A 22,821-nucleotide genomic window follows, 5' to 3' on the forward strand; every position below is an offset into this window, starting at 1 on the left:
TGCTGCATTTCCTGGTCGGGTACTCCCGTGAGTCAGTCACACTTCAATCAAGTCTTCCTCGCCCAACGCATGATCCTGCTGCGCACCTTGCAGCGGATGGTGAGCAATCACAGCACCGCTGAGGATCTGTTGCAGGAAACTTACCTGCGGGTTACCCGAGCGTTGAAAGAGCGGGCAATCGAACACCTCGAACCTTTTGTCTACCAGACAGCGCGCAACCTGGCGCTCGACCACCTGCGCGCGCAACGAATCCAGGGCCGCACGCTGCTCGAAGACGTGCCGATGGACGTCCTGGAAAACGTCGTCGAACCGCAAACCAGCGCCGAAGACGCGACCCACGCCAAGCGTCTGCTGGAAAGTCTCAGCGCCAGCCTCAGCAAACTGACCCCGCGCCAGCAACAGATCTTCACCCTCAACCGCCTGAACGGTCACAGCTACGTGCAGATTGCCGAACAACTCAGCGTGTCAGCCAGTACCGTGCAGAAGGAACTCAAACTGATCATGGCGATCTGTGTAGGGGTGGCGAGGCGGCATGAGTGACTCCTGAGGAAGAACTCAATTCCACTTCAGGAGCTGCCGAAGGCTGCGATAAGATCCGCAGGATCTTCACTGCGACGGATCGCAGCCTGCGGCAGCTCCTACAGAAATCACCAGCCCAACCACCGCGATACGCTGCCCCACCCAAGCGACTGCCGAGGAAACCCCGTGACGGCTCCAAAAATAACGCGCGCGATGGATCAAGCCATGGATTGGCTGATCGACCTGGAGTGCGCCAACGCCGAACAGCGCGCCGCGTTTGACGCATGGCTGGCGGCCGACCCGGCGAACCGCGAGGCCTTCGCCCGCGCGCAGGCGATCTGGAATTCCGACCCGCTGATTCAAGTCGCCGCCGCTCTGCCGGTACGCAAACCGTCGCTCGGGCAACGCCTTGGTCCGCACTGCAAACCCCTGGCCATCGCCGCCGTCTTGCTATTGAGCCTGACCAGTTTCAGCAACCTGCCACTACGCCTGCAAGCCGATCACCTGACCGTGGTCGGTGAGCGCCAGCGCTTGCAACTGGATGACGGTTCGAACGTCCTGCTCAACACCAACTCGGCCTTCTCCAGCGAAATCAACGACCGGCATCGCGTCGCTCGCCTGTACCAGGGCGAAGCCTTTTTCGACATCGCGACAAACCACAAGCAGCCGCTGGAAATCGATGCCGGCCCGGTACGCATGAATGCCGACAACAGCGCATTTGCCGTGCGCTATCTGGACGGCGTGGCGCAAATTCTGGTGCAGCGCGGCAACCTCGACCTACAAGCCGTGCCGGACAGTTCCCACATCAACTTGTCCGCCGGTGACAGTATTCGCGTCGGCCCGCAAGGTTTCGGCCAACGGGAAAAGCTTAACGCCAACAAAGATCTGGCTTGGGTCCAGGGTCGATTGGTCTTTGAAAACTCCCCGCTCGGCGATGTCCTGAGCGAGTTGCGGCGTTATTACCCCGGCTGGATCGTCACCACCAACCGCCACCTGGAAACCGTTGCGGTCACCGGCAACTATCGCCTGGACAGCCCGGTGGACGTGGTTCGCTCGCTGGCCAACATCACCTCCGCGCACTTGCATGAACTGCCCGATCTGATGATTTTGAACTGAGCGAAATTATTTTTACGCGATAGCCGTTCGTCGTTCGTCTAGTTATAGCCAATGCAACTGATTCTCATTATGAAACAGTCAGCAACTATAAAGACACGCCCGACAGGGAGCGCTATCGATGCCGTCGCCGTACAAGTCCCCCGCCTCATCTTTCAACAAGAGCCAGAAGCTCAGCCTTTCTTTGCTGACGGTTGCCGTCCTCAGCGCAGGCGCCTACAGCCCGCTGCTCAACGCTGCAACCTCGGCTGATCAACCGGCCCGCAGCATGGGGACCTACTCATTCAACATTGCGCCACAATCCTTGGTGTCGGCGCTCAATGAATTCAGTCGGGTCACCGGCTGGCAGGTCGGGCTACCGGCTGAACTGGCGCAAGAGGTGACATCGCCGGGCGCTCAAGGCACCTTGCCGCCGGAAAAAGCGTTGCAGCGCATTCTGGCGGGCACTCAGCTGGATTACCGCTCGCTGGGTAATAACAATGTGGTGCTGGAGAAACGCACCGCCGACGCCGTGGCCTTGCAGCAGATGACCGTCAGCGCCACCCGTACCGAGCAGCCGGTGAACTCGGTGCCCAGCACCGTCACTGTGCATGACCGCGCCGAACTTGATCGCAACAATGTGAACAACATCCGCGACCTGGTGCGTTACGAACCAGGCGTTTCCGTGGGCGGCGCCGGACAGCGCGCTGGCACCACCGGTTACAACATTCGCGGCATCGACGGCGACCGCATCCTGACTCAGGTCGATGGTGTCGAAATTCCCGACAGCTTTGCCAACGGCCCCTACGCCCAGACCCACCGCAATTACGTCGACCCGGAAATCATGAAGCGTGTGGAAATCCTTCGTGGCCCGGCGTCGGTGCTGTATGGCAGCAACGCGATAGGCGGCGCGGTCAGTTACTTCACCCTCGACCCGGACGACATCATCAAGCCGGGTCAGGACGTGGGTGCGCGCTTGAAGACCGGTTACAGCTCGGCGGACAACAGCTGGCTGAACTCGGCAACCGTTGCCGGCCGCCACGACGATTTCGACGGTTTGCTGCACCTGAGCCAGCGCAATGGCCGCGAAACCGAATCCTATGACGACCACGGCGGTACCGGCCTGGGCCGAACCGCCGCCAACCCGCAAGATATTCGCGCCACCAACGTACTGGCGAAACTGGGTTGGAACTATGGCGATGAATCGCGCCTGGGCTTGACCTATGAGCGTTATAAAGACGACACCGATACCAATCAGAAAAGTGCAGTGGGTGGGCCGTTCGTAGGTCGAGCGCTCGGTTACTACCAGTCGCGTACGGGCAACGACACCCTGACTCGGGAGCGTTTTGGCATCGATAACAGCTTCGCCCTGAACAGCTTGCTGGTGGATCACGTCAAATGGAGCTTGAACTATCAGGTAGCCAAGACCGATCAGAGCACCGAAGAATTGTATTCCCCGCCCGACCGCACAGTGCTGCGCGAGCGCGACACGGTGTACAAAGACAAGCAGTGGGTATTCGACGCGCAACTGGACAAGGCGTTTGCCATTGCCGACACCCAGCACCTGTTGACCTATGGCACGACCATCAAGCAGCAGAAAGTGACAGGTTTGCGCACCGGCAGCGGGACCTGTGTCGCAGTGTTCCGTAGTTGCCGAGCAATTGGGGCAGACAGCGCTACAGACCGTGTGAATCCCATCAGTGATTTCCCTGATCCCACCATCACTACCTATTCGCTATTCGCTCAGGACGAAATCCGCTGGAACGACTGGACCTTCCTCCCAGGCGCACGCTACGACTACACCAAACTCGATCCGCACATCACTCAGGAATTCCTCAGAAGTGCCGACCCGACAGGCAACGGCACAGTCAGCAGTGAGGACAAAACCTGGCATCGTGTGTCGCCGAAACTCGGCGTAACTTACGCGCTGACCGAGCAATACACCTGGTACGGCCAGTACGCCGAAGGCTTCCGCACGCCAACCGCCAAGGCACTTTACGGCCGCTTCGAGAACATTCCCCAGGGATATAGCGTCGCGCCGAATCCAAACCTTGAACCGGAAAAAAGCAAGAGTTACGAAACCGGCCTGCGCGGCAATTTCGAGTCCGGCTCGTTTGACGTTGCGGTGTTCTACAACAAGTACCGCGACTTCATTAACGAAGACAATATCGTTCCGGGTGCCACTGAAACCGTCTTCGAAGCCAACAACATCAAACACGCGACGATCAAGGGCGCCGAAGTCAAAGGTCGCTTGAACCTCGACAGCTTAGGCGCACCGACCGGCTTGTACACCCAGGGTTCGATTGCTTACCTCTACGGCAAGAACAACGACAATGGCCAACCGATCAACAGCGTCAACCCGCTGACCGGCGTCTTCGGTCTGGGTTACGACCAGAATAATTACGGCGGCTTGCTGAGCTGGACCCTGGTCAAACGCAAGGATCGTGTGGATGACACTGGCGTAGCGTTCAACGCTCCGGACGGTACCTCCAAGCAATTCAAAACCCCAGGCTTCGGCATCCTGGATCTGACCGGCTACTACAAAGTCACCGACGACGTAACCGTGAACGCCGGCCTGTACAACCTGACCGACAAGAAATACTGGCGTTGGGATGACGTGCGCGGCTACGACAGCACCGGTGAAGCCGCCGTCACCAGCCCGGCCAACCTTGATCGCCTGACCCAACCGGGTCGCAACTTCGGCGTCAATGTGGTCTGGGATATCTAACCTCCAGCGACGATTTTTTACGCACAGGGCGCGCGCATACGTCTCGTTATAACGCGCGCCATTTTTGCCAGGAAGACAAGATGACCACGACCGAAAACCGCCCCGCCCTGCGTTCGCAACGTCTGAACCAGGTGACCAACGCGCCCCATGAACAGCTCGATAAAGCAGTGAAGGCCAACGCGCCGTTCGAGACCCTGGAAAGCTACGCGCGCTTTGTCGTTGCGCAATTTGGTTTTCAGAATGAACTGAAAGCGCTGTACACCGATCCCGAGCTGATCAACATCATTCCTGATCTGGCCGAGCGTTGCCGCGCCGAACAGGCCAAGGCCGATCTCGCCGACCTCAATACCGCCCTGCCCGCCCCGGTTACCGGCGCGCTACAGAATCCCGGCACAGCCGAAGCGCTCGGCTGGCTGTTCGTCTCCGAAGGTTCCAAGCTGGGTGCGGCCTTTTTGATCAAGCGCGCTGCAGCGCTGAACCTGAGCGACAGCTTTGGCGCGCGACACCTGGGCGAACCTGCCGGAGGTCGCGCCGAAGGTTGGAAGAACTTCGTGCGCACCCTCGATGGCCTGGTGTTCAGCGCCGAGGAAGAAGCCCAGATAGAGCAAGGCGCCATCGCTGCCTTTGAACGCTTCAATGTCTTGCTGCAACAGGCTTACGCCGCCGAGACCGAGCTCGTCTGAATCCGTCCTGCCCCCGGCCAGCCCTGTTAGACTGGCCGGGTTGTTAAATGAACAGACACCCCATGACCCACCAGAACCCACCCCGGAAACTGCCGGGAACCAAACTTTCCCGCATGCTCTTCGGCATCCTGGCTTATGTCAGCCTTGGCCTCGGCTTGATCGCCATCTTCGTGCCGGGTCTGCCCACCACCGAATTCATTCTGCTGGCTGCTTGGGCGGCAACCCGAAGCTCGCCCCGCCTGAGCGCCTGGCTGGAAAACCATCGCCTGTTCGGGCCGATCCTGAGCAATTGGCGCAACGGCCGCCTGATCGCCCGCCGGGCAAAAATCAGTGCGACGGTCAGCATGCTGCTGTGCGCGGTGTTGATGCTGACCCTGCTGGACCATGGCTGGCCAATCTATCTGGCGATTTTCGGCATGAGCCTGGGCAACCTGTGGATCTGGTCGCGCCCGGAGCCCACCTGCGATGCCGTCCACGAATGATCTGACGCGATGTGCCTGACCCGCCCCTGATGGCATACTTGCCACCCCGCCGCCCAGAACCTTTAATCCGCCCATGCGTATCCACGTCAGCTTTATCGACCGCGTTGGTATCACCCAGGAAGTACTGGCGATTCTGGGTGGGCGCAATCTGAATCTGGATGCGGTGGAGATGGTGCCGCCGAACGTCTACATCGACGCGCCAACTCTCAGCCCGCAAGTGCTGGAAGAACTGAAAGATGCGCTGTTTCGCGTGCGGGGCGTGGAGGCCATCACCGTGGTCGACATCCTCCCCGGCCAACGTCGCCACCTGCAACTCGACGCCCTGCTGGCGGCCATGACCGACCCCGTGCTGGCGCTGGATAAACAGTGCAATGTTCTGCTGGCCAATCCTGCCCTGATCGCGCTTTACGGCCGCGAACCACAGGGTGAGTCGGTGGGCGAATTGTTCGCCGACCCCCGCCTGCAAATCGCCTTGCTGGAAAACGGTTTCCGCCTGCCGCTGCGTGAAGTCACGCTCAAGGGTGAGGTACTGCTGCTGGACGCAACGCCGATTACCGACTCCGGCGCGCTGCTGACCCTGTATCAACCGAGCCGCATCGGTGAGCGACTGGCTGCGTTGCACCACGATCACAGCGAAGGCTTCGACTCATTGCTGGGCGAATCGCAACCCATCCGCCTGCTCAAGACCCGTGCCCAACGGGTCGCGGCGCTGGACGCCCCCTTGCTGATTCAAGGCGAAACCGGCACCGGCAAAGAACTGGTGGCGCGCGCCTGTCATGCCGTCAGCACCCGCCACAGTGCGCCGTTTCTGGCACTGAACTGCGCGGCCTTGCCGGAAAACCTCGCCGAAAGCGAACTCTTCGGTTATGCCCCCGGCGCTTTCACCGGGGCGCAACGGGGTGGCAAGCCGGGCCTGATGGAACTGGCGAATCAGGGTACGGTGTTTCTCGACGAGATCGGTGAAATGTCGCCGTATTTGCAGGCCAAATTACTGCGCTTCCTCAACGATGGCAGCTTTCGGCGCGTCGGTGGCGACCGTGAAGTAAAGGTCAACGTGCGTATCCTCAGCGCCACCCACCGTGACCTGGAAAAGATGGTCAGCGAAGGCACTTTCCGCGAAGACCTGTTCTATCGCCTGAACGTGCTCAATCTGGAAGTGCCGCCCTTACGCGAACGCGGGCAGGATATTTTGTTGTTGGCACGCTACTTCATGGAACAGGCCTGCGCGCAGATCCAGCGTCCGGTGTGTCGCCTGACGCCCGGAACTTATCCCGCACTGTTGGGCAACCGCTGGCCGGGCAATGTGCGGCAATTGCAGAACGTGATCTTCCGCGCGGCGGCGATTTGCGAAAGTTCGTTGGTGGACATCGGCGACCTGGATATTGCCGGAACCGCTGTGGCGCGGCAGAACGATGGTGAAGTGGCCAGTCTTGAACAAGCGGTGGAAGACTTTGAAAAAGGTTTATTGGAAAAGCTCTACGCCAGCTACCCCTCGACCCGCCAGCTCGCCAGTCGGTTGCAGACTTCTCACACCGCGATTGCCCACCGGCTGCGCAAATACGGAATACCTGGCAAAGCCTAACGCCCTGTAGGAGCGGGCTTGCCCGCGATGGCGATATTCCTGACACACCCTCATCGCAATGATCGCGGGCAAGCCCGCTTCTACAGAAATCGCGACTTCTGTACTGAAACCACTACAGCGGAACGATTTCGCTACAGACAGCTCTGATCCCCGCACTGCAAGGCTTTGATCCCATAAGCCTTTTTTATCCCGCTTTGCCTGTAGCGATTTCGCTACACCCATTCACAATCCATCTCTCAATAATCAGCGTAAAGCCCTGATTTACAAGGCCTTAACAACCTTGGCCGCAAACTTGCTATGTACTCAGGTATTACGTTCGTGCAAGCCACGGACCCTTGCCCTGTTGAGGAGTTGTTATGAGCGAGTTGCGTTTTACTGAAGACCACGAATGGCTGCGTACCGAAGCTGACGGCAGCGTCACAGTCGGCATCACGGCCTTCGCGCAGGACGCTCTGGGCGATGTGGTTTATGTGCAACTGCCGGAACTGCAAACCTACGCAAAAGGCGCTGAAGCCGCCACCGTGGAATCGGTCAAAGCCGCCAGTGGCGTGTACATGCCACTGGACGGTGAAGTCGTGGAAACCAACTCGGCCCTGGACGGCAACCCGGAACTGGTCAACGAAGCCCCGATGGCTGACGGCTGGTTCTTCCGTTTCATCCCGGCCGACGCCAGTGCCGTCGCCCAATTGCTCAATCAGGACGCTTACGACCGCCTGATCAAAGCCAACGCCGACGCTTGAGGAATAGACATGACTGACCGTATTGAACTGAGCACCGCCAACGAATTCATCGCGCGCCACATCGGCCCGCGTCAGGCCGACGAAACCGCAATGCTCGCGACCCTGGGCTTCGACTCCCTGGAAGCCCTCAGCGCCAGCGTCATCCCCGACAGCATCAAAGGCACCAGCGTCCTCGACCTCGGCGACGGCCAAAGCGAAGCCGACGCCCTCGCCGCGATCAAAGCCATTGCCAGCAAGAACCAGCTGTTCAAAACCTACATCGGCCAGGGTTATTACAACACCCACACCCCGTCGCCGATCCTGCGCAACCTGCTGGAAAACCCGGCCTGGTACACCGCGTACACGCCGTATCAGCCCGAGATTTCCCAGGGCCGTCTGGAGTCGCTGCTGAACTTCCAGACCCTGATCAGCGACCTGACCGGCCTGCCGATTGCCAACGCCTCGCTGCTCGATGAAGCCACCGCTGCCGCTGAAGCGATGACCTTCTGCAAACGCCTGAGCAAGAACAAAAGCAGCCACCTGTTCTTCGCTTCCAGCCACTGCCACCCGCAGACCCTCGACGTGCTGCGCACCCGTGCCGAGCCGTTGGGCATCACTGTCGTCGTGGCTGACGAAAGCCAAATCACCGACGTCAGCCAGTACTTCGGCGCGCTGCTGCAATACCCGGCGAGCAACGGTGATCTGTTTGACTACCGCGAGCTGGTCGAGCGTTTCCACGCGGCTCACGCATTGGTCGCGGTCGCCGCTGACCTGCTGGCCCTGACCTTGCTGACCCCACCGGGTGATTTTGGCGCCGATGTGGCCATCGGCAGCGCGCAACGCTTCGGCGTGCCGCTGGGCTTCGGTGGTCCGCACGCGGCGTATTTCTCCACCAAGGATGCGTACAAGCGTGACATGCCGGGCCGTTTGGTCGGTGTCTCGGTTGATCGTCATGGCAAGCCTGCACTGCGCTTGGCGATGCAAACCCGCGAACAACACATTCGTCGCGAGAAGGCCACCAGCAACATCTGCACCGCGCAGGTGCTATTGGCCAACATCGCCAGCATGTACGCCGTGTACCACGGTCCACGTGGCCTGACCCAGATCGCCAAGCGCACCCACCAACTGACCGCGATTTTCGCTCAAGGCCTGAGCCAGTTGGGCCTGAACGTCGAGCAGCAGTTCTTCTTCGACAGCCTGACCCTGAACACTGGCGCGGATACCGCTGCGCTGCACGCCAAAGCCCGCGCCCAGCAGATCAACCTGCGTGAAATCGACGCCCAGCGCCTTGGCCTGTCGTTCGACGAAACGGTGCAGCAAGCCGACGTTGAAACCCTGTGGGCACTGTTCGCTGCCGATGGCCAGGCACTGCCTGATTTCACCGCGCTGGCTACCAGCGTTGAAGCGCGCCTGCCGGCTGCACTGCTGCGTCAATCGCCGATCCTCAGCCACCCGGTGTTCAACCGTTATCACTCCGAAACCGAGCTGATGCGCTACCTGCGCAAGCTGGCCGACAAGGACCTGGCGCTGGACCGCACCATGATCCCGCTGGGCTCGTGCACCATGAAGCTCAACGCCGCCAGCGAAATGATCCCGGTGACCTGGGCCGAGTTCGGCAACCTGCACCCGTTCGCGCCGACCGAGCAGAGCGCCGGCTACCAGCAGCTGACCGACGAACTGGAAGCGATGCTCTGCGCCGCCACCGGTTACGACGCGATTTCGCTGCAACCGAACGCTGGTTCCCAAGGTGAATACGCCGGCCTGTTGGCGATCCGTGCTTACCACCAGAGCCGTGGCGAAGACCGTCGCGACATCTGCCTGATCCCGTCGTCGGCCCACGGTACCAACCCGGCCACCGCCAACATGGCTGGCATGCGCGTAGTCGTCACTGCCTGCGATGCGCGTGGCAACGTCGACATCGAAGACCTGCGCGCCAAGGCCATCGAGCACCGCGAACACCTCGCCGCGCTGATGATCACCTACCCGTCGACCCACGGCGTGTTCGAAGAAGGTATCCGCGAAATCTGCGGCATCGTGCATGACAACGGCGGCCAGGTGTACATCGACGGCGCCAACATGAACGCCATGGTCGGCCTCTGCGCACCGGGCAAGTTCGGTGGCGACGTGTCGCACCTGAACCTGCACAAAACCTTCTGCATTCCCCACGGCGGTGGCGGTCCGGGCGTTGGCCCGATCGGCGTCAAATCACACCTGACCCCGTTCCTGCCCGGCCACGGCCACATGGAGCGTAAAGAAGGCGCGGTGTGCGCGGCACCGTTCGGCAGCGCGAGTATTTTGCCGATCACTTGGATGTACATCCGCATGATGGGCGGCGCTGGCTTGAAGCGCGCTTCGCAGCTGGCGATCCTCAACGCCAACTACATCTCGCGTCGCCTGGAAGAGCACTACCCCGTGCTCTACACCGGCAGCAATGGTCTGGTCGCGCACGAATGCATCCTCGACCTGCGCCCGATCAAAGACAGCAGCGGCATCAGCGTTGATGACGTGGCCAAGCGTCTGATCGACTTCGGCTTCCACGCCCCGACCATGTCGTTCCCGGTGGCCGGCACCTTGATGATCGAGCCGACCGAAAGCGAATCCAAAGAAGAACTGGACCGCTTCTGCGACGCCATGATCAAGATCCGCGAAGAGATTCGCGCAGTTGAAGCAGGCACCTTGGACAAGGAAGACAACCCGCTGAAAAACGCGCCACACACCGCTGCGGAAATCGTCGGCGAGTGGAGCCACCCGTACAGCCGTGAACAAGCGGTGTACCCGGTAGCTTCGTTGATCGACGGCAAATACTGGCCGCCGGTGGGCCGCGTCGACAACGTGTTCGGCGACCGCAACCTGATCTGCGCGTGCCCGTCTATCGAGAGCTATCAAGACGCTTGATAAGGATGGGTCTACTGTTGCGGTGTGTCTGACACACCGCATTTGCCTGTAGGAGCCAACTTGTTGGCGAGTAGCTTGACGCGGTGTATCTGTCACGCCGCCTCGCGAACAAGTTCGCTCCTACAGGGGATCCGTGTGGGAGCAGGCTTGCCTGCGAATGGGCCAACGCGGTCCCCGTGAAACACCGCATTCACTACAACAAAAACCCGGAGTGCACCATGTCACTGAGCGTGTTTGACCTGTTCAAGATCGGCATCGGCCCCTCCAGCTCGCACACCGTGGGCCCGATGCGGGCTGCGGCGCGGTTTGCTGAAGGGCTGCGGCGCGACGGGCTGCTGGCTGCCACCACCTGCGTCAAAGTCGAGCTGTATGGTTCTCTGGGCGCCACCGGCAAAGGTCACGGCAGCGACAAAGCCGTCCTGCTGGGACTCGAAGGTGAACACCCGGACACCGTGGATACCGAAAACGTCGCTGCGCGCCTGCAACAAATCCGCAGCAGCGAACGCTTGAACCTGCTGGGTGAACACAGCATCGCGTTCATTGAAAAACAACACTTGGCGATGATCCGCAAACCCCTGGCATTCCATCCCAACGGCATGATCTTTCGTGCCTTCGATGCCGCCGGCTTGCAGATTCACAGCCGCGAATACTATTCCGTCGGCGGCGGTTTCGTCGTCGATGACAACGCTGCCGGCGCTGACCGCATCGTTGAAGACGCCACTCCGCTGACCTACCCGTTCAAAAGCGCCAAGGATTTGCTCGGCCATTGCACCGCCCATGGCTTGTCCATCAGCCAGGTAATGCTGGCCAACGAAGCCGCCTGGCGCCCGGAAGCGGAAACCCGGCAAGGCCTGCTGCACATTTGGCAAGTCATGCAGGATTGCGTGGAAGCCGGTTGCCGCAACGAAGGCATCCTGCCGGGCGGGCTGAAGGTCAAACGTCGCGCTGCCGCACTGCATCGGCAACTGTGCCAGAACCCGGAAGCCGCCTTGCGCGACGCACTGTCGGTGCTTGACTGGGTGAACCTGTACGCACTGGCGGTCAACGAAGAAAACGCCAACGGCGGACGGGTCGTAACCGCGCCCACCAACGGCGCGGCGGGGATCATCCCGGCGGTGTTGCACTACTACATGCGTTTTATCACCGGCGCCAACGAAGACGGCGTGGTGCGTTTTCTGCTCACCGCGGCCGCCATCGGCATTCTCTACAAAGAGAACGCCTCGATTTCCGGCGCCGAAGTGGGCTGTCAAGGTGAGGTCGGTGTCGCCTGTTCGATGGCCGCCGGGGCCTTGTGCGAAGTGTTGGGCGGTAACGTCCAGCAGGTGGAAAACGCCGCGGAAATCGGCATGGAGCATAACCTGGGCCTGACCTGCGACCCGATTGGCGGACTGGTGCAGGTGCCTTGCATCGAGCGCAACGCCATGGGTTCAGTCAAGGCGATCAACGCGGTGCGTATGGCACTGCGGGGCGACGGACAACATTTCGTGTCCCTCGACAAAGTGATCCGCACCATGCGCCAGACCGGTGCCGACATGAAAAGCAAATACAAAGAGACCGCTCGAGGCGGGCTCGCCGTGAACATTATCGAGTGCTGACACCAGCCTCATGACATCCCGTGGGCTTGTCCTCAATACCGACGAGTGCGCTAAATTTCCAAGGAGTTCCTGTATGTCCACCGAACAACTGTCCGTCACTCCGCTTCATGCGCTGCACATCGAACTCGGCGCGCGCATGGTGCCGTTCGCCGGCTACGACATGCCCGTGCAGTACCCGCTCGGCGTGATGAAGGAGCACCTGCACACCCGCGAGCAAGCGGGCTTGTTCGACGTTTCGCACATGGGCCAGATTCGCCTGACCGGCGCCAACGCTGCCAAGGCGCTGGAAAGCCTGGTCCCCGTGGACATCGTCGACCTGCCGGTGGGCATGCAGCGCTACGCGATGTTCACCAACGACAACGGCGGCATCCTCGATGACCTGATGGTCGCCAACCTCGGCAACGATCAACTGATGCTGGTGGTCAACGCCGCTTGCAAAAACGAAGACCTCGCACACCTGCAAAAACACCTGGCCGGTCAATGCAGCATCGAGCCGCTGTTCGAAGAGCGCGCCCTGCTGGCCCTGCAAGGCCCCGCCGCCGTTACCGTGCTTGCCCGTTTGGCACCGGAAGTGGCGAAGATGACCTTTATGCAATTCGCCAGCGTGAAACTGCTGGGCGTTGACTGCTTCGTCAGCCGCTCGGGTTACACCGGTGAAGACGGTTACGAAATTTCGGTTCCGGCTGAAAACGCCGAAGCCCTGGCCCGCGCCCTGTTGGCTGAGCCGGAAGTTGCTGCTATCGGCCTTGGCGCACGAGATTCGCTGCGCCTGGAAGCCGGTCTGTGCCTGTACGGCCACGACATGAACACCGAAACCACGCCGATCGAAGCCAGCCTGCTGTGGGCGATCTCCAAGGTGCGTCGTGCCGACGGCGCACGTGCCGGTGGTTTCCCCGGTGCCGAGAAAATCTTCGCGCAACAGGCCGCAGGCGTGAGCAGCAAGCGTGTCGGCCTGCTGCCACAGGAACGTACCCCGGTGCGTGAAGGCGCGGAAATCGTCGATGCCAACGACCAGCCAATCGGCACCGTCAGCAGCGGCGGCTTCGGTCCGACCCTTGGCGCACCGTTGGTGATGGCGTATCTGAACAGCGCTCATCTGGCGCTGGACACTGACGTCTGGGCCATCGTGCGCGGCAAGAAAGTGTTGATGAAAGTCAGCAAAATGCCGTTTGTAGCGCAGCGCTACTACAGAGGCTAAGTGACTGATTTATTAACGTCGGACTGAGCCGAAAAAGTTAAAAACTATCGATGCTTCGGCATCGGTAAAACTTTTCAAACAGCCCTGAGAGCCCCGGAAACCGGGACTTCTCGGGGCTTGTTTTTTCGGCTGGGGTTAGCGTAAAGTTTCTTGACTGTGTTTGCATGGGTCGCTGGATTCGGACCCGGGCAGTAGCGCCAGATTTGCTACATCCCGCTCGACGTTTCTTCTTCCTGCAACCAGCCCAGTACGCTTTCAGGTGAAAGGTACTGTCACTAATTGAAGCTCCAAGGGAATAAGAAAATGTCTCAACGTCAGAGCGGTACCGTCAAGTGGTTTAACGACGAAAAAGGTTTTGGTTTTATCACTCCAGAAAGCGGGCCGGATCTGTTCGTCCATTTCCGCGCGATTCAAGGCAACGGCTTCAAGAGCCTGAAAGAAGGCCAGAAAGTGACCTTCATCGCTGTGCAAGGCCAGAAAGGCATGCAGGCTGATGAAGTACAAGCCGACGCGTAAATAGCTGTAGCTTAAAAAGCCCTTGATGTGATCATCAGGGGCTTTTTTATGTGTGGAATTCCGTAAAATGGGTTCTTTTTTGCAATGGAGAGCCCCGTCATGCCGACCCACCAGCTTCGCCCACAAGGCGACTTCCCCGTAGCGGGCCTCGGCCGTCGCCTGGCCGCGATGTTCTATGACGCCTTGCTGTGCGTTGCGCTGCTGATGGTCACCACCTTTATCTACAAGCTGGTGCAGATGGCGATCATGGGTGAAGCCAAACTGCATGCGCTGTCCGATGCCGGTGCGCTGGATGGCGATCCGCTGTTGTCGACGATTCTGCTGTTTGCCCTGTTCGCGTTCTTTGCCAAGTTCTGGACCCACTCGGGTCAGACGCTGGGCATGCAGGTATGGGGCATTCGCGTGCAGAACGCCGACGGCACAGGCATCAGCCTGTGGCAGGCCTTGTTGAGGTTTGTGGTATCGATTGGATCGTGGTTGTGCGTGGGGCTGGGCTTTTTCTGGACGCTGTTCGACAAGCAGAAGCGCAGCTGGCATGACATGTATTCCAACACCCAGTTGGTGCGGATACCGAAGCAGAAGAAGTAAGGATTGGTGGAAACCTGTAGGAGCGAACCTGTTCGCGAGGCGGTGTGTCAGACAAACCGCGTCTAGCCCCTCGCCAACGAGTTGGCTCCTACAAATGATCTGCGAACGGCTTAACCCGCCCGACGCAACAACCAGACTCCGGCAATCGCACAGATCGCCGACGGCACCAACACCGCGAACAACGGCGAGAAGCCGAACACCAGGCTAGATGGCCCCAACAGGTCTTGAGCGATACGGAAGACAAAGCCCACCAGTACCCCCGTGAACACCCGCTGGCCCAGGGTCACCGATCGCAACGGGCCAAAGATGAACGAGATCGCCATCAACACCAGCGCCACGGTCACCAGTGGCTGCAGCACCTTGGTCCAGAACGCCAGCCAGTAACGACCGCTGTTCAAACCCTGCTCCGCCAGGTAGTGCGAGTAACTCCACAACCCGCTGATCGACAGCGCATCCGGCGGCAGCACCAAGGTACTGAGCAACTGCGAGCTGAGAGAAACATCCCAACGTTCAGTCGGGGTGGTGATGACTTCAGTGCTGTCCGGGTGGAATACGGTGGTGGTGACTTCTTCCAGATCCCATACACCATTGGCGAATTTGGCGCGCTTGGAAAAGCTCGCCAGTTGCATGTGGCGTTCGTTGTCGAAGTGATAACGCGTCACTCCATACAGCACGCCATTGGGTTGCACGGAGTTTATGTGAATGAACTCTTGCCCCTGACGGTGCCAGACACCATATCTGCCGCTTTGTGCGTCACCGGTCCCCTGAGCCAGGGAACGGTTGGACTGCGCCATGTTTTCGGTAACCGGCGCGACATATTCGCCCACCAGCACGCCAGCGATCATCAGCAACAGCATCGGCTTCATTACCGCCCAGACGATACGTCCGAGGGAAACGCCCGCTGCGCGCATGATGGTCAGTTCGCTACTGCTGGCCAGACCGCCGAGGCCTACCAGACAGCCGATCAACGCGGCCATCGGGAGCATTTCATAGACCCGCCGAGGCGCAGTCAAAAACACGAAGGAAACGGCGTCTGCCAGGGTGTAAGTCGCACTGATATCCTTCATCTCATCGATGAAAGCGAACAGCGAAGCCAGACCCAGAATGACCCCCAGCACACCGAGTATCGCGATCAGAACGCTCTTGCCGATGTAGCGGTCGAGTTTAACCACGGGCCACCTCCTGCACGTCACGGCGGCTTGCCATCTTCAACCGCAGGGGTTCCCAATAAAGCAACAACACGCCAATCGCAAGGAACAACAGATGCACCGGCCACAGGCCGAGAGCCATCGGGATCCGCCCCCGCTCCAGCGCCCCGCGAGCGGCAATCAGAATCGTCAAGTAAGCCATGTACAGCAAAATCGCCGGCAGCAGTTTGAGGAATCGACCCTGACGCGGGTTGGCTTTGGACAGCGGCACAGCGATGAGGGTGACAATGAATACCAGGATCGGCAGCGCTATTCGCCATTGCAGCTCGGCCCTGTCACGCGCCGAAGTGGCGCTGATCAGCTCGCGGGTCGGAATAGCCTCGCGGTCGGTAACTTCCTCGCTGATCTCAGGCTTCGGCAGCACAGCACCATAGGTGTCGTACTTGATCACGCGGTAGTTGGCCTCGCCTGGATTACCGTCGTAGCGATAGCCGTTTTCCAGAATCAGGTAGCGCGTACCGTCAGGCTTGATCTCTTGACGACCCTTCTCAGCCACCAGCACAGAAATGCCAGCATCTTTTTTCTTGTCGCGAGAGGTGCGTTTTTCCGAAATGAACACGTTGCCCAGGTGGGCACGGTCGTCGGTCATGGTTTCGGTATAAGTGATCCGTGAACCGTCACGCAACTCCTGGAATCGTCCGGGTTCAAGGGTGTCGAATTCGGTCATCGCATCCTGCTGGTTAACGATTATCGCCACCTGCTGTGCCCCTTGTGGTGCCAGCCCGAAGCTCAGCCAGCTCACCACCAGGAAAACCACGGCGGCCGGCGCCATGGTTATCCACAGCAGGCGTTGCTGGCTCATGCCGGTGGCCGCGAGCACGGTCATCTCGCTCTCGAGGTACAGCCGCCCGTAGGTCAGCAAAATGCCCAGGAACAGTCCCAGCGGCAGAATCAGTTGCAGAAAGCCGGGCATGCGGTAGCCCATGATCATGAACAGCGCGCCCGGATCCAGCGCGCCCGTGGCCGCTTGGGCCAGGTATTTAACGAAGCGTCCACTCATGATGATGACCAGCAGCACGGCGCTCACGGCGCTCAGGCTCACCAGCACTTCTCGGGACAAATAACGAAAGACGATCAAACCAGACACTCCAGGATTGCCAGGCTCAGGCAGCCAAACAAAAAGCGAATCAGCTACGATGATTACCGGCCCGCCGAAGCGAACCACCAAAAAAATATGCGGCATTATCCTGTGATTGAGGGTGTCTGTCACTGAACACTCTCTGTAGATAGGCGATAGCCGCACGAAAGCACGGGGCAGCGTAGCAAGCGAAGGGTTGTCAGGGTCCGTACGTCAGGGTCAAACTGCGTGCCTTGCCGCAGGCATCACAGATACGAGACAACTCTCTGTGGCCGCGAGCACCCATTTATTCTGCGAAATCCACCGCTTATTCGGGGAACCCGACATGGAATTGGTTGTAAAAAGCACTAGCCCAGAAACCCTGAAAACCGCCACCCTGGTGGTTGCAGTCGGCGAAGGCCGTACTCTCAGCGACGCGGCGAAAAGCCTCGACACCCTCAGCGGCGGCGCGATCAGCGCTGTACTGAAGCGCGGCGACCTGGCCGGTAAGGTTGGACAAAGCCTGTTGCTGCACAGCCTGCCGAACCTCAAAGCCGAGCGCGTGCTGCTGGTTGGCGTGGGTAAAGATGAAGAGCTGGGTGACCGTCCGTTCCGTAAAGTCATCAGCGCCGTGCTGTCGGTTCTCAAAGGTCTGGGTGGCAGCGATGCAGCCCTCGCCCTCGACCAACTGAAAGTAAAAAACCGCAATGCCTACGGCAAGGCGCGTTTGCTGGCGGAAACTCTGGTCGATGGCGAATATGTGTTCGATCGTTTCAAGAGCCAGAAAGCCGATCCACGCGCACTGAAGAAAATCACCCTGCTGACCGACAAAGCCAACCAGGCAGACGTCGAACGCGCCGTGAGCCACGCTCAGGCAATCGCCAATGGCATGGCCTTTACCCGTGATCTAGGCAACATGCCGCCGAACCTGTGCCACCCGAGCTACCTGGCAGAACAAGCCAAAGACCTGGGCAAAGAGTACAAAAGCCTCAAAGTCGAAATCCACGACGAGAAGAAGCTCAAGGAACTGGGCATGGGTGCCTTCCTGGCCGTGGGTCAGGGTAGCGAACAACCTCCCCGCCTGATCGTCATGAACTACCAGGGCGGCAAAAAAAGCGAACAGCCTTACGTGCTGGTCGGCAAAGGCATCACCTTCGACACCGGTGGCATCAGCCTCAAACAAGCACCGGGCATGGACGAAATGAAATTCGACATGTGCGGCGCTGCCAGCGTATTCGGCACCCTGCGTGCCGTGCTCGAACTGAAACTGCCGATCAACCTGGTGTGCCTGCTGGCCTGCGCCGAAAACATGCCAAGCGGCCGCGCGACCCGTCCGGGCGACATCGTCAGCACCATGAGCGGCCAGACCGTGGAAATCCTCAACACCGACGCCGAAGGCCGTCTGGTGCTGTGCGACACCCTTACCTACGCCGAACGCTTCAAGCCTAAAGCGGTGATCGACATTGCCACCCTGACCGGCGCGTGTGTCGTTGCCCTGGGCGGCCACACCTCGGGCCTGATGGGCAACAACGATGCGCTGATCGGGCAACTGCTGGACGCGGGTAAAGCGGCCGACGACCGCGCCTGGCAATTGCCGTTGTTCGACGAGTATCAGGAACAACTGGACAGCCCGTTCGCCGACATTGCCAACATTGGCGGCCCTAAAGGCGGCACCATCACGGCGGGCTGCTTCCTGTCGCGCTTCGCCAAGGCCTACGAGTGGGCGCACCTGGACATCGCCGGCACTGCATGGCTGAGCGGCGGCAAGGACAAGGGCGCCACTGGTCGTCCGGTTCCGCTGCTGACCCAATACCTGCTGGACCGCGCTGGCGCGTAAAGCGCTCATGGGCGCATCAGCCTTCTGATTGATGCGCCCATTGCTTTATTTCTGGAACCACCGCTGACATGACCCAAGTCGACTTTTATATCCTGCCCAGCGCTGACCCTTCCGCGCGCCTGGATTTCGCCTGCAAACTCAGCGAAAAAGCCTGGCGACTCGGCCATCGGGTGTACCTGCATTGCAGCGACGCGGCGCAGCGTGACGACCTCGACGCACGGCTGTGGCGCTTCAAGGGCGAAAGCTTCGTGCCCCACGGCTCGGCCGAAGACGATCACGACGCTCCGATCGTACTGGGACTGGGTGATGACCCAGGGCAACATCAGGATTTGCTGGTCAACCTCGACCTGCGCATCCCCGAATTTTTCAAACGTTTTGCCCGGGTGGCGGAAGTCGTCGTGGAAGATCCCGCGATCCGTCAGGCCGCACGAGAGAGTTTCCGCTTCTATCGTGAACAGGGTTATCCTCTGCAAGATCACCGGTTACAGCGTCTCTGAGTACACAATGGATACTTCAAAACCCCTGAAAGACGCGCACCTGCTGGACGACCTCGAGTCGATCCGCCAGTTGCTTGGCGATGATTCATTGCAACCCCCGCTGCTGACCGATACGGTCGTCACGGAGAATCAAATTCCCTTGCTGTTCGATCTGGTCGGCGGCGACGCGGCGGCTGACGCCGATAGCGCAGACGCACAGATCCCGACCCTGACCGAAGAACCAGAGCCCGCGCCCGTCAAGGCCGAGCCCGCAGCGCCCAACCCGGATGCCCTGCTGCACCTGGACAACGAACTGCGCGCCGCCGCGCAATTGATCATGCAAGACGTGATCGACGACTTCGCTCCGCACATCGAAACCGAAATCAAACGCCGCCTCGATGCACGGCTGGAGCGGTTGTTGAGTCAATATCCGGCTTGACTGACCCTCTGTAAGAGCGGGCTTGCCCGCGATAAGGGCCGCAGGACCTTCCTGCGGTAACCCTTTAACCATTTTGCGACTGTTTCACAGCCGATCGCGGGCAAGCCCGCTCCTACAAAATTGCGCTTTTTCTGCCACCCACCATCGCCTCGCTCTACGCCCCGCCCTTCATCCCCGCTATACTTGCCGGCTTTCCCGAATTAATGCCAATTAGGTTCCCGCCCCGCATGGACAAGACCTACCAGCCGCACGCCATCGAAACTTCCTGGTACCAGACCTGGGAGTCCGAGAACTATTTCGCTCCGCAAGGCGCGGGCGACTCGTACACCATCATGATTCCGCCGCCGAACGTCACTGGCAGCCTGCACATGGGCCACGGCTTCAACAACGCGATCATGGACGCGCTGATCCGTTTCCGCCGCATGCAGGGTCGCAACACCCTGTGGCAGCCGGGCACCGACCACGCCGGTATCGCTACGCAGATGCTGGTAGAGCGTCAGATCGAAGCGCAAGGCCTGAGCCGTCATGACCTCGGACGCGACAAGTTCCTCGAGAAAATCTGGGAATGGAAAGATCAGTCCGGTGGCAACATCAGCCGTCAGATTCGTCGCCTTGGCTCGTCCGTCGACTGGAGCCGCGAGCGCTTCACCATGGACGACGGCCTGTCGGAATCGGTGAAAGAAGCTTTCGTGCGCCTGCACGAAGACGGTCTGATCTACCGCGGCAAGCGTCTGGTCAACTGGGACACCAAGCTGCACACGGCGATTTCCGATCTGGAAGTGGAAAACCACGACGAGAAAGGCTTCCTGTGGAACCTGCGTTACCCGCTGGCTGACGGCGCGAAAACCGCTGATGGCCTGGATTACCTGATCGTCGCGACCACCCGTCCGGAAACCATGCTCGGCGACGCCGCCGTTGCAGTTAACCCGGAGGATGAGCGCTACAAAGCCCTGATCGGCAAATTCGTCGAGCTGCCACTGGTTGGCCGCCGCATCCCGATCATCGCCGACGATTACTGCGATCCTGAATTCGGCACCGGCTGTGTGAAAATCACCCCGGCCCACGATTTCAACGACTATGAAGTCGGCAAGCGCCACAACCTGCCGCTGCTGAACATCTTCGACAAAAACGCCGCCGTTCTGCCGGCCGCCCAAGTGTTCAACCTTGATGGCACGCTCAACGATACAGTTGATGGCACCCTGCCTGCCGCCTACGCCGGCCTGGACCGTTTCGAAGCGCGCAAGCAAATCGTTGCCGCGTTCGACGAAGCCGGCCTGCTGGTCAGCGTCGACGATCACGCACTGAAAGTGCCGAAGGGCGACCGCTCTGGCACGATCATCGAGCCGTGGCTGACCGACCAGTGGTACGTCTCCACCAAGCCTTTGGCTGAACCGGCCATCGCCGCCGTGGAAGACGGCCGCATCGCCTTCGTGCCCAAGCAATACGAAAACATGTACTTCTCGTGGATGCGTGACATCCAGGACTGGTGCATCAGCCGTCAGCTGTGGTGGGGCCACCGGATTCCGGCCTGGTACGACGAGTCGGGCAAGGTCTACGTCGGTCGCGACGAAGCCGAAGTCCGTGCCAAGCACAACCTCGGTCCAGACGTTGCGCTGCAACAGGACAACGACGTACTCGACACCTGGTTCAGTTCGGGCCTGTGGACGTTCTCCACCCTCGGCTGGCCAGAAAAAACCGAAGCGCTGAAGACCTTCCACTCCACCGACGTGCTGGTCACCGGCTTCGACATCATTTTCTTCTGGGTTGCCCGGATGATCATGCTCACCATGCATTTGGTGAAGAATGAAGACGGCACCGCGCAGGTTCCGTTCAAGACCGTCTACGTGCACGGTCTGGTCCGCGATGGCCTGGGTCAGAAGATGTCCAAGTCCAAGGGCAACGTCCTTGACCCGCTGGACATCATCGACGGTATCGAGCTGGAAGACCTGGTCGCCAAGCGCACCACCGGCCTGATGCAGCCAAAACTGCAGAAGAAGATCGAAAAGCAGACCCGCGACGAGTTCGCCGACGGTATCGCCAGCTATGGCACCGACGCCCTGCGCTTCACCTTCTGCTCGCTGGCGTCCACCGGTCGCGACATCAAGTTCGACATGGGCCGCGTCGAAGGCTATCGCAATTTCTGCAACAAGATCTGGAACGCCGCGCGCTACGTGCTGGACAAGGGTGAAGACTGCGGCCAGAACGGTGAAGAAGTCGAACTGTCGCTGGCGGATCGCTGGATCATCTCGCAACTGCAGCGCACCGAAGCCGAAGTGACCCGTCAACTGGATCAATTCCGTTTCGACCTGGCGGCACAAGCCTTGTACGAGTTCATCTGGAACCAGTATTGCGACTGGTACCTGGAACTGTCCAAGCCTGTGTTGTGGGACGAAACCGCACCGGTCGAACGTCAGCGCGGCACCCGTCGCACGCTGGTTCGCGTGCTGGAAGTGGCCCTGCGCCTGGCTCACCCGTTCATGCCATTCATCACCGAAGAAATCTGGCAGCGCCTCGCGCCGCTGGCCGGTGTGCAGGGCAAGACGATCATGCTGCAACCTTGGCCAGTGGCCAACGAAGCGCGCATTGACCAGGCCGCCGAAGACGACATCGAATGGCTCAAGGGCCTGATGCTGGGTACGCGTAACATTCGTGGGGAAATGAACATCGGCCCCGGCAAGCCGCTGCAATTGTTCCTCAAGAACGTCAGCGCCGAAGACCAGCGCCGCTTGACTGAAAACGACCACCTGTTGAAGAAACTGGCCAAGCTCGAATCCATCACTGTACTGGCGGCTGGTGCGGAAGCCCCTCTGTCGGCAACGGCGTTGGTTGGCGAGATGGAAGTGCTGGTGCCGATGGCCGGTCTGATCGACAAAGATGCCGAACTGGCGCGTCTGGACAAGGAAATCCAGCGCCTGCAAGGCGAAGTGCAACGCGTCAGCGGCAAGCTGTCCAACGCCGCGTTCGTCGACAAGGCACCGCCGGAAGTCATCGCCAAGGAACGCGCCAAAATGACTGAAGCCGAACAGGCTCTGGGCAAACTGGCCGAGCAACACGCACGTATCGCCAGTTTGTAAGGATCAAGCCCGCTCCTATGTAGGAGCGGGCTTGCCCGCGATAAGGTCGGCACGACCCTCACCATCGATTGCCTATCATCGACGAGCGCTTCGCACTCGATCGCGGGCAAGCCCGCTCCTACAGGCCTCTGTA

The 22,821-nt window shown here is 60.0% G+C and carries 18 protein-coding genes; 16 read left to right on the top strand and 2 right to left on the bottom strand.

Annotated elements, in window-relative coordinates:
- Positions 1-27 precede the first annotated feature (27 nt).
- From ACF0H7_RS25690 to ACF0H7_RS25745, 12 genes are all read left to right on the top strand, one after another.
- Positions 28-540: an RNA polymerase sigma factor gene (locus ACF0H7_RS25690; protein WP_397449642.1), complete on the top strand. Its 513-nt coding sequence runs from the start codon at positions 28-30 to the stop codon at positions 538-540.
- Between the two features lie 192 nt (positions 541-732).
- Entirely contained in the window at positions 733-1,635 is a 903-nt protein-coding gene (locus ACF0H7_RS25695; protein ID WP_397454020.1) for a FecR family protein, read from the top strand.
- A gap of 118 nt (positions 1,636-1,753) precedes the next feature.
- Entirely contained in the window at positions 1,754-4,339 is a 2,586-nt protein-coding gene (locus tag ACF0H7_RS25700; protein ID WP_397449643.1) for a TonB-dependent receptor, read from the top strand.
- Between the two features lie 80 nt (positions 4,340-4,419).
- On the top strand, positions 4,420-5,022 hold the full coding sequence (locus ACF0H7_RS25705; protein ID WP_397449644.1) for a biliverdin-producing heme oxygenase: 603 nt from the start codon (positions 4,420-4,422) through the stop codon (positions 5,020-5,022).
- Positions 5,023-5,084: 62 nt separating this feature from the next.
- Complete coding sequence (locus ACF0H7_RS25710) at positions 5,085-5,504, top strand: YbaN family protein (RefSeq protein ID WP_397454021.1); 420 nt, start codon at positions 5,085-5,087, stop codon at positions 5,502-5,504.
- A 73-nt stretch (positions 5,505-5,577) separates the two neighbouring features.
- Positions 5,578-7,086, top strand: a complete 1,509-nt coding sequence (locus ACF0H7_RS25715) for a sigma-54-dependent transcriptional regulator (RefSeq protein WP_397449645.1) — start codon at positions 5,578-5,580, stop codon at positions 7,084-7,086.
- Between the two features lie 356 nt (positions 7,087-7,442).
- The gene (gcvH, locus tag ACF0H7_RS25720) at positions 7,443-7,826 is read left to right on the top strand and encodes a glycine cleavage system protein GcvH (RefSeq protein ID WP_397449646.1); all 384 of its coding nucleotides are present in this window, start codon (positions 7,443-7,445) and stop codon (positions 7,824-7,826) included.
- 9 nt (positions 7,827-7,835) lie between these two features.
- Complete coding sequence (gene gcvP, locus ACF0H7_RS25725) at positions 7,836-10,700, top strand: aminomethyl-transferring glycine dehydrogenase (protein ID WP_397449647.1); 2,865 nt, start codon at positions 7,836-7,838, stop codon at positions 10,698-10,700.
- A 218-nt stretch (positions 10,701-10,918) separates the two neighbouring features.
- Complete coding sequence (locus tag ACF0H7_RS25730; RefSeq protein ID WP_397449648.1) at positions 10,919-12,295, top strand: L-serine ammonia-lyase; 1,377 nt, start codon at positions 10,919-10,921, stop codon at positions 12,293-12,295.
- A gap of 73 nt (positions 12,296-12,368) precedes the next feature.
- Positions 12,369-13,493, top strand: a complete 1,125-nt coding sequence (gcvT, locus tag ACF0H7_RS25735; protein ID WP_397449649.1) for a glycine cleavage system aminomethyltransferase GcvT — start codon at positions 12,369-12,371, stop codon at positions 13,491-13,493.
- Between the two features lie 303 nt (positions 13,494-13,796).
- On the top strand, positions 13,797-14,009 hold the full coding sequence (locus ACF0H7_RS25740; protein WP_397449650.1) for a cold-shock protein: 213 nt from the start codon (positions 13,797-13,799) through the stop codon (positions 14,007-14,009).
- Positions 14,010-14,108: 99 nt separating this feature from the next.
- Complete coding sequence (locus ACF0H7_RS25745) at positions 14,109-14,597, top strand: RDD family protein (RefSeq protein WP_397449651.1); 489 nt, start codon at positions 14,109-14,111, stop codon at positions 14,595-14,597.
- 110 nt (positions 14,598-14,707) lie between these two features.
- Here ACF0H7_RS25745 and lptG read toward each other — a convergent pair whose 3' ends face one another.
- Together lptG and lptF are read right to left on the bottom strand one after the other, a co-directional pair.
- On the bottom strand, positions 14,708-15,769 hold the full coding sequence (gene lptG, locus ACF0H7_RS25750; protein ID WP_397449652.1) for an LPS export ABC transporter permease LptG: 1,062 nt from the start codon (positions 15,767-15,769) through the stop codon (positions 14,708-14,710).
- Positions 15,762-16,883 (bottom strand): LPS export ABC transporter permease LptF, encoded by a 1,122-nt coding sequence (gene lptF, locus ACF0H7_RS25755; protein ID WP_397449653.1) that lies wholly within the window; start codon positions 16,881-16,883, stop codon positions 15,762-15,764. Before lptF ends, lptG begins: the two co-directional genes overlap by 8 nt.
- Positions 16,884-17,208: 325 nt before the next feature.
- Between lptF and ACF0H7_RS25760 the strand changes: the two genes are divergently transcribed.
- From ACF0H7_RS25760 to ACF0H7_RS25775, 4 genes are all read left to right on the top strand, one after another.
- Positions 17,209-18,699 (top strand): leucyl aminopeptidase, encoded by a 1,491-nt coding sequence (locus ACF0H7_RS25760; protein WP_397449654.1) that lies wholly within the window; start codon positions 17,209-17,211, stop codon positions 18,697-18,699.
- A gap of 68 nt (positions 18,700-18,767) precedes the next feature.
- Positions 18,768-19,196, top strand: a complete 429-nt coding sequence (locus tag ACF0H7_RS25765) for a DNA polymerase III subunit chi (RefSeq protein WP_397449655.1) — start codon at positions 18,768-18,770, stop codon at positions 19,194-19,196.
- A gap of 7 nt (positions 19,197-19,203) precedes the next feature.
- Positions 19,204-19,614, top strand: coding sequence for a DNA polymerase III subunit chi (locus ACF0H7_RS25770; protein ID WP_397449656.1), 411 nt, complete (start codon positions 19,204-19,206; stop codon positions 19,612-19,614).
- A 227-nt stretch (positions 19,615-19,841) separates the two neighbouring features.
- Positions 19,842-22,688 carry a valine--tRNA ligase gene (locus ACF0H7_RS25775; RefSeq protein WP_397449657.1) on the top strand — a complete coding sequence of 949 codons (2,847 nt, stop codon included), beginning with the start codon at positions 19,842-19,844 and terminating at the stop codon, positions 22,686-22,688.
- Positions 22,689-22,821 lie beyond the last annotated feature (133 nt).

It is taken from the genome of Pseudomonas sp. NA-150 (assembly GCF_044336365.1).
In the GTDB taxonomy this organism is placed as follows: domain Bacteria; phylum Pseudomonadota; class Gammaproteobacteria; order Pseudomonadales; family Pseudomonadaceae; genus Aquipseudomonas.

Excerpts from the sequence above, each read along its gene's own strand:
- ACF0H7_RS25740 (WP_397449650.1), top strand. The coding sequence starts at position 13,797 with ATGTCTCAACGTCAGAGCGGTACCGTCAAGTGGTTTAACGACGAAAAA.
- ACF0H7_RS25765 (WP_397449655.1), top strand. The coding sequence starts at position 18,768 with ATGACCCAAGTCGACTTTTATATCCTGCCCAGCGCTGACCCTTCCGCG.
- ACF0H7_RS25760 (WP_397449654.1), top strand. The coding sequence starts at position 17,209 with ATGGAATTGGTTGTAAAAAGCACTAGCCCAGAAACCCTGAAAACCGCC.
- ACF0H7_RS25715 (WP_397449645.1), top strand. The coding sequence starts at position 5,578 with ATGCGTATCCACGTCAGCTTTATCGACCGCGTTGGTATCACCCAGGAA.
- ACF0H7_RS25770 (WP_397449656.1), top strand. The coding sequence starts at position 19,204 with ATGGATACTTCAAAACCCCTGAAAGACGCGCACCTGCTGGACGACCTC.
- gcvP (WP_397449647.1), top strand. The coding sequence starts at position 7,836 with ATGACTGACCGTATTGAACTGAGCACCGCCAACGAATTCATCGCGCGC.
- gcvT (WP_397449649.1), top strand. The coding sequence starts at position 12,369 with ATGTCCACCGAACAACTGTCCGTCACTCCGCTTCATGCGCTGCACATC.
- ACF0H7_RS25745 (WP_397449651.1), top strand. The coding sequence starts at position 14,109 with ATGCCGACCCACCAGCTTCGCCCACAAGGCGACTTCCCCGTAGCGGGC.
- ACF0H7_RS25730 (WP_397449648.1), top strand. The coding sequence starts at position 10,919 with ATGTCACTGAGCGTGTTTGACCTGTTCAAGATCGGCATCGGCCCCTCC.
- ACF0H7_RS25695 (WP_397454020.1), top strand. The coding sequence starts at position 733 with ATGGATCAAGCCATGGATTGGCTGATCGACCTGGAGTGCGCCAACGCC.
- ACF0H7_RS25710 (WP_397454021.1), top strand. The coding sequence starts at position 5,085 with ATGACCCACCAGAACCCACCCCGGAAACTGCCGGGAACCAAACTTTCC.
- ACF0H7_RS25775 (WP_397449657.1), top strand. The coding sequence starts at position 19,842 with ATGGACAAGACCTACCAGCCGCACGCCATCGAAACTTCCTGGTACCAG.
- ACF0H7_RS25705 (WP_397449644.1), top strand. The coding sequence starts at position 4,420 with ATGACCACGACCGAAAACCGCCCCGCCCTGCGTTCGCAACGTCTGAAC.
- ACF0H7_RS25700 (WP_397449643.1), top strand. The coding sequence starts at position 1,754 with ATGCCGTCGCCGTACAAGTCCCCCGCCTCATCTTTCAACAAGAGCCAG.
- gcvH (WP_397449646.1), top strand. The coding sequence starts at position 7,443 with ATGAGCGAGTTGCGTTTTACTGAAGACCACGAATGGCTGCGTACCGAA.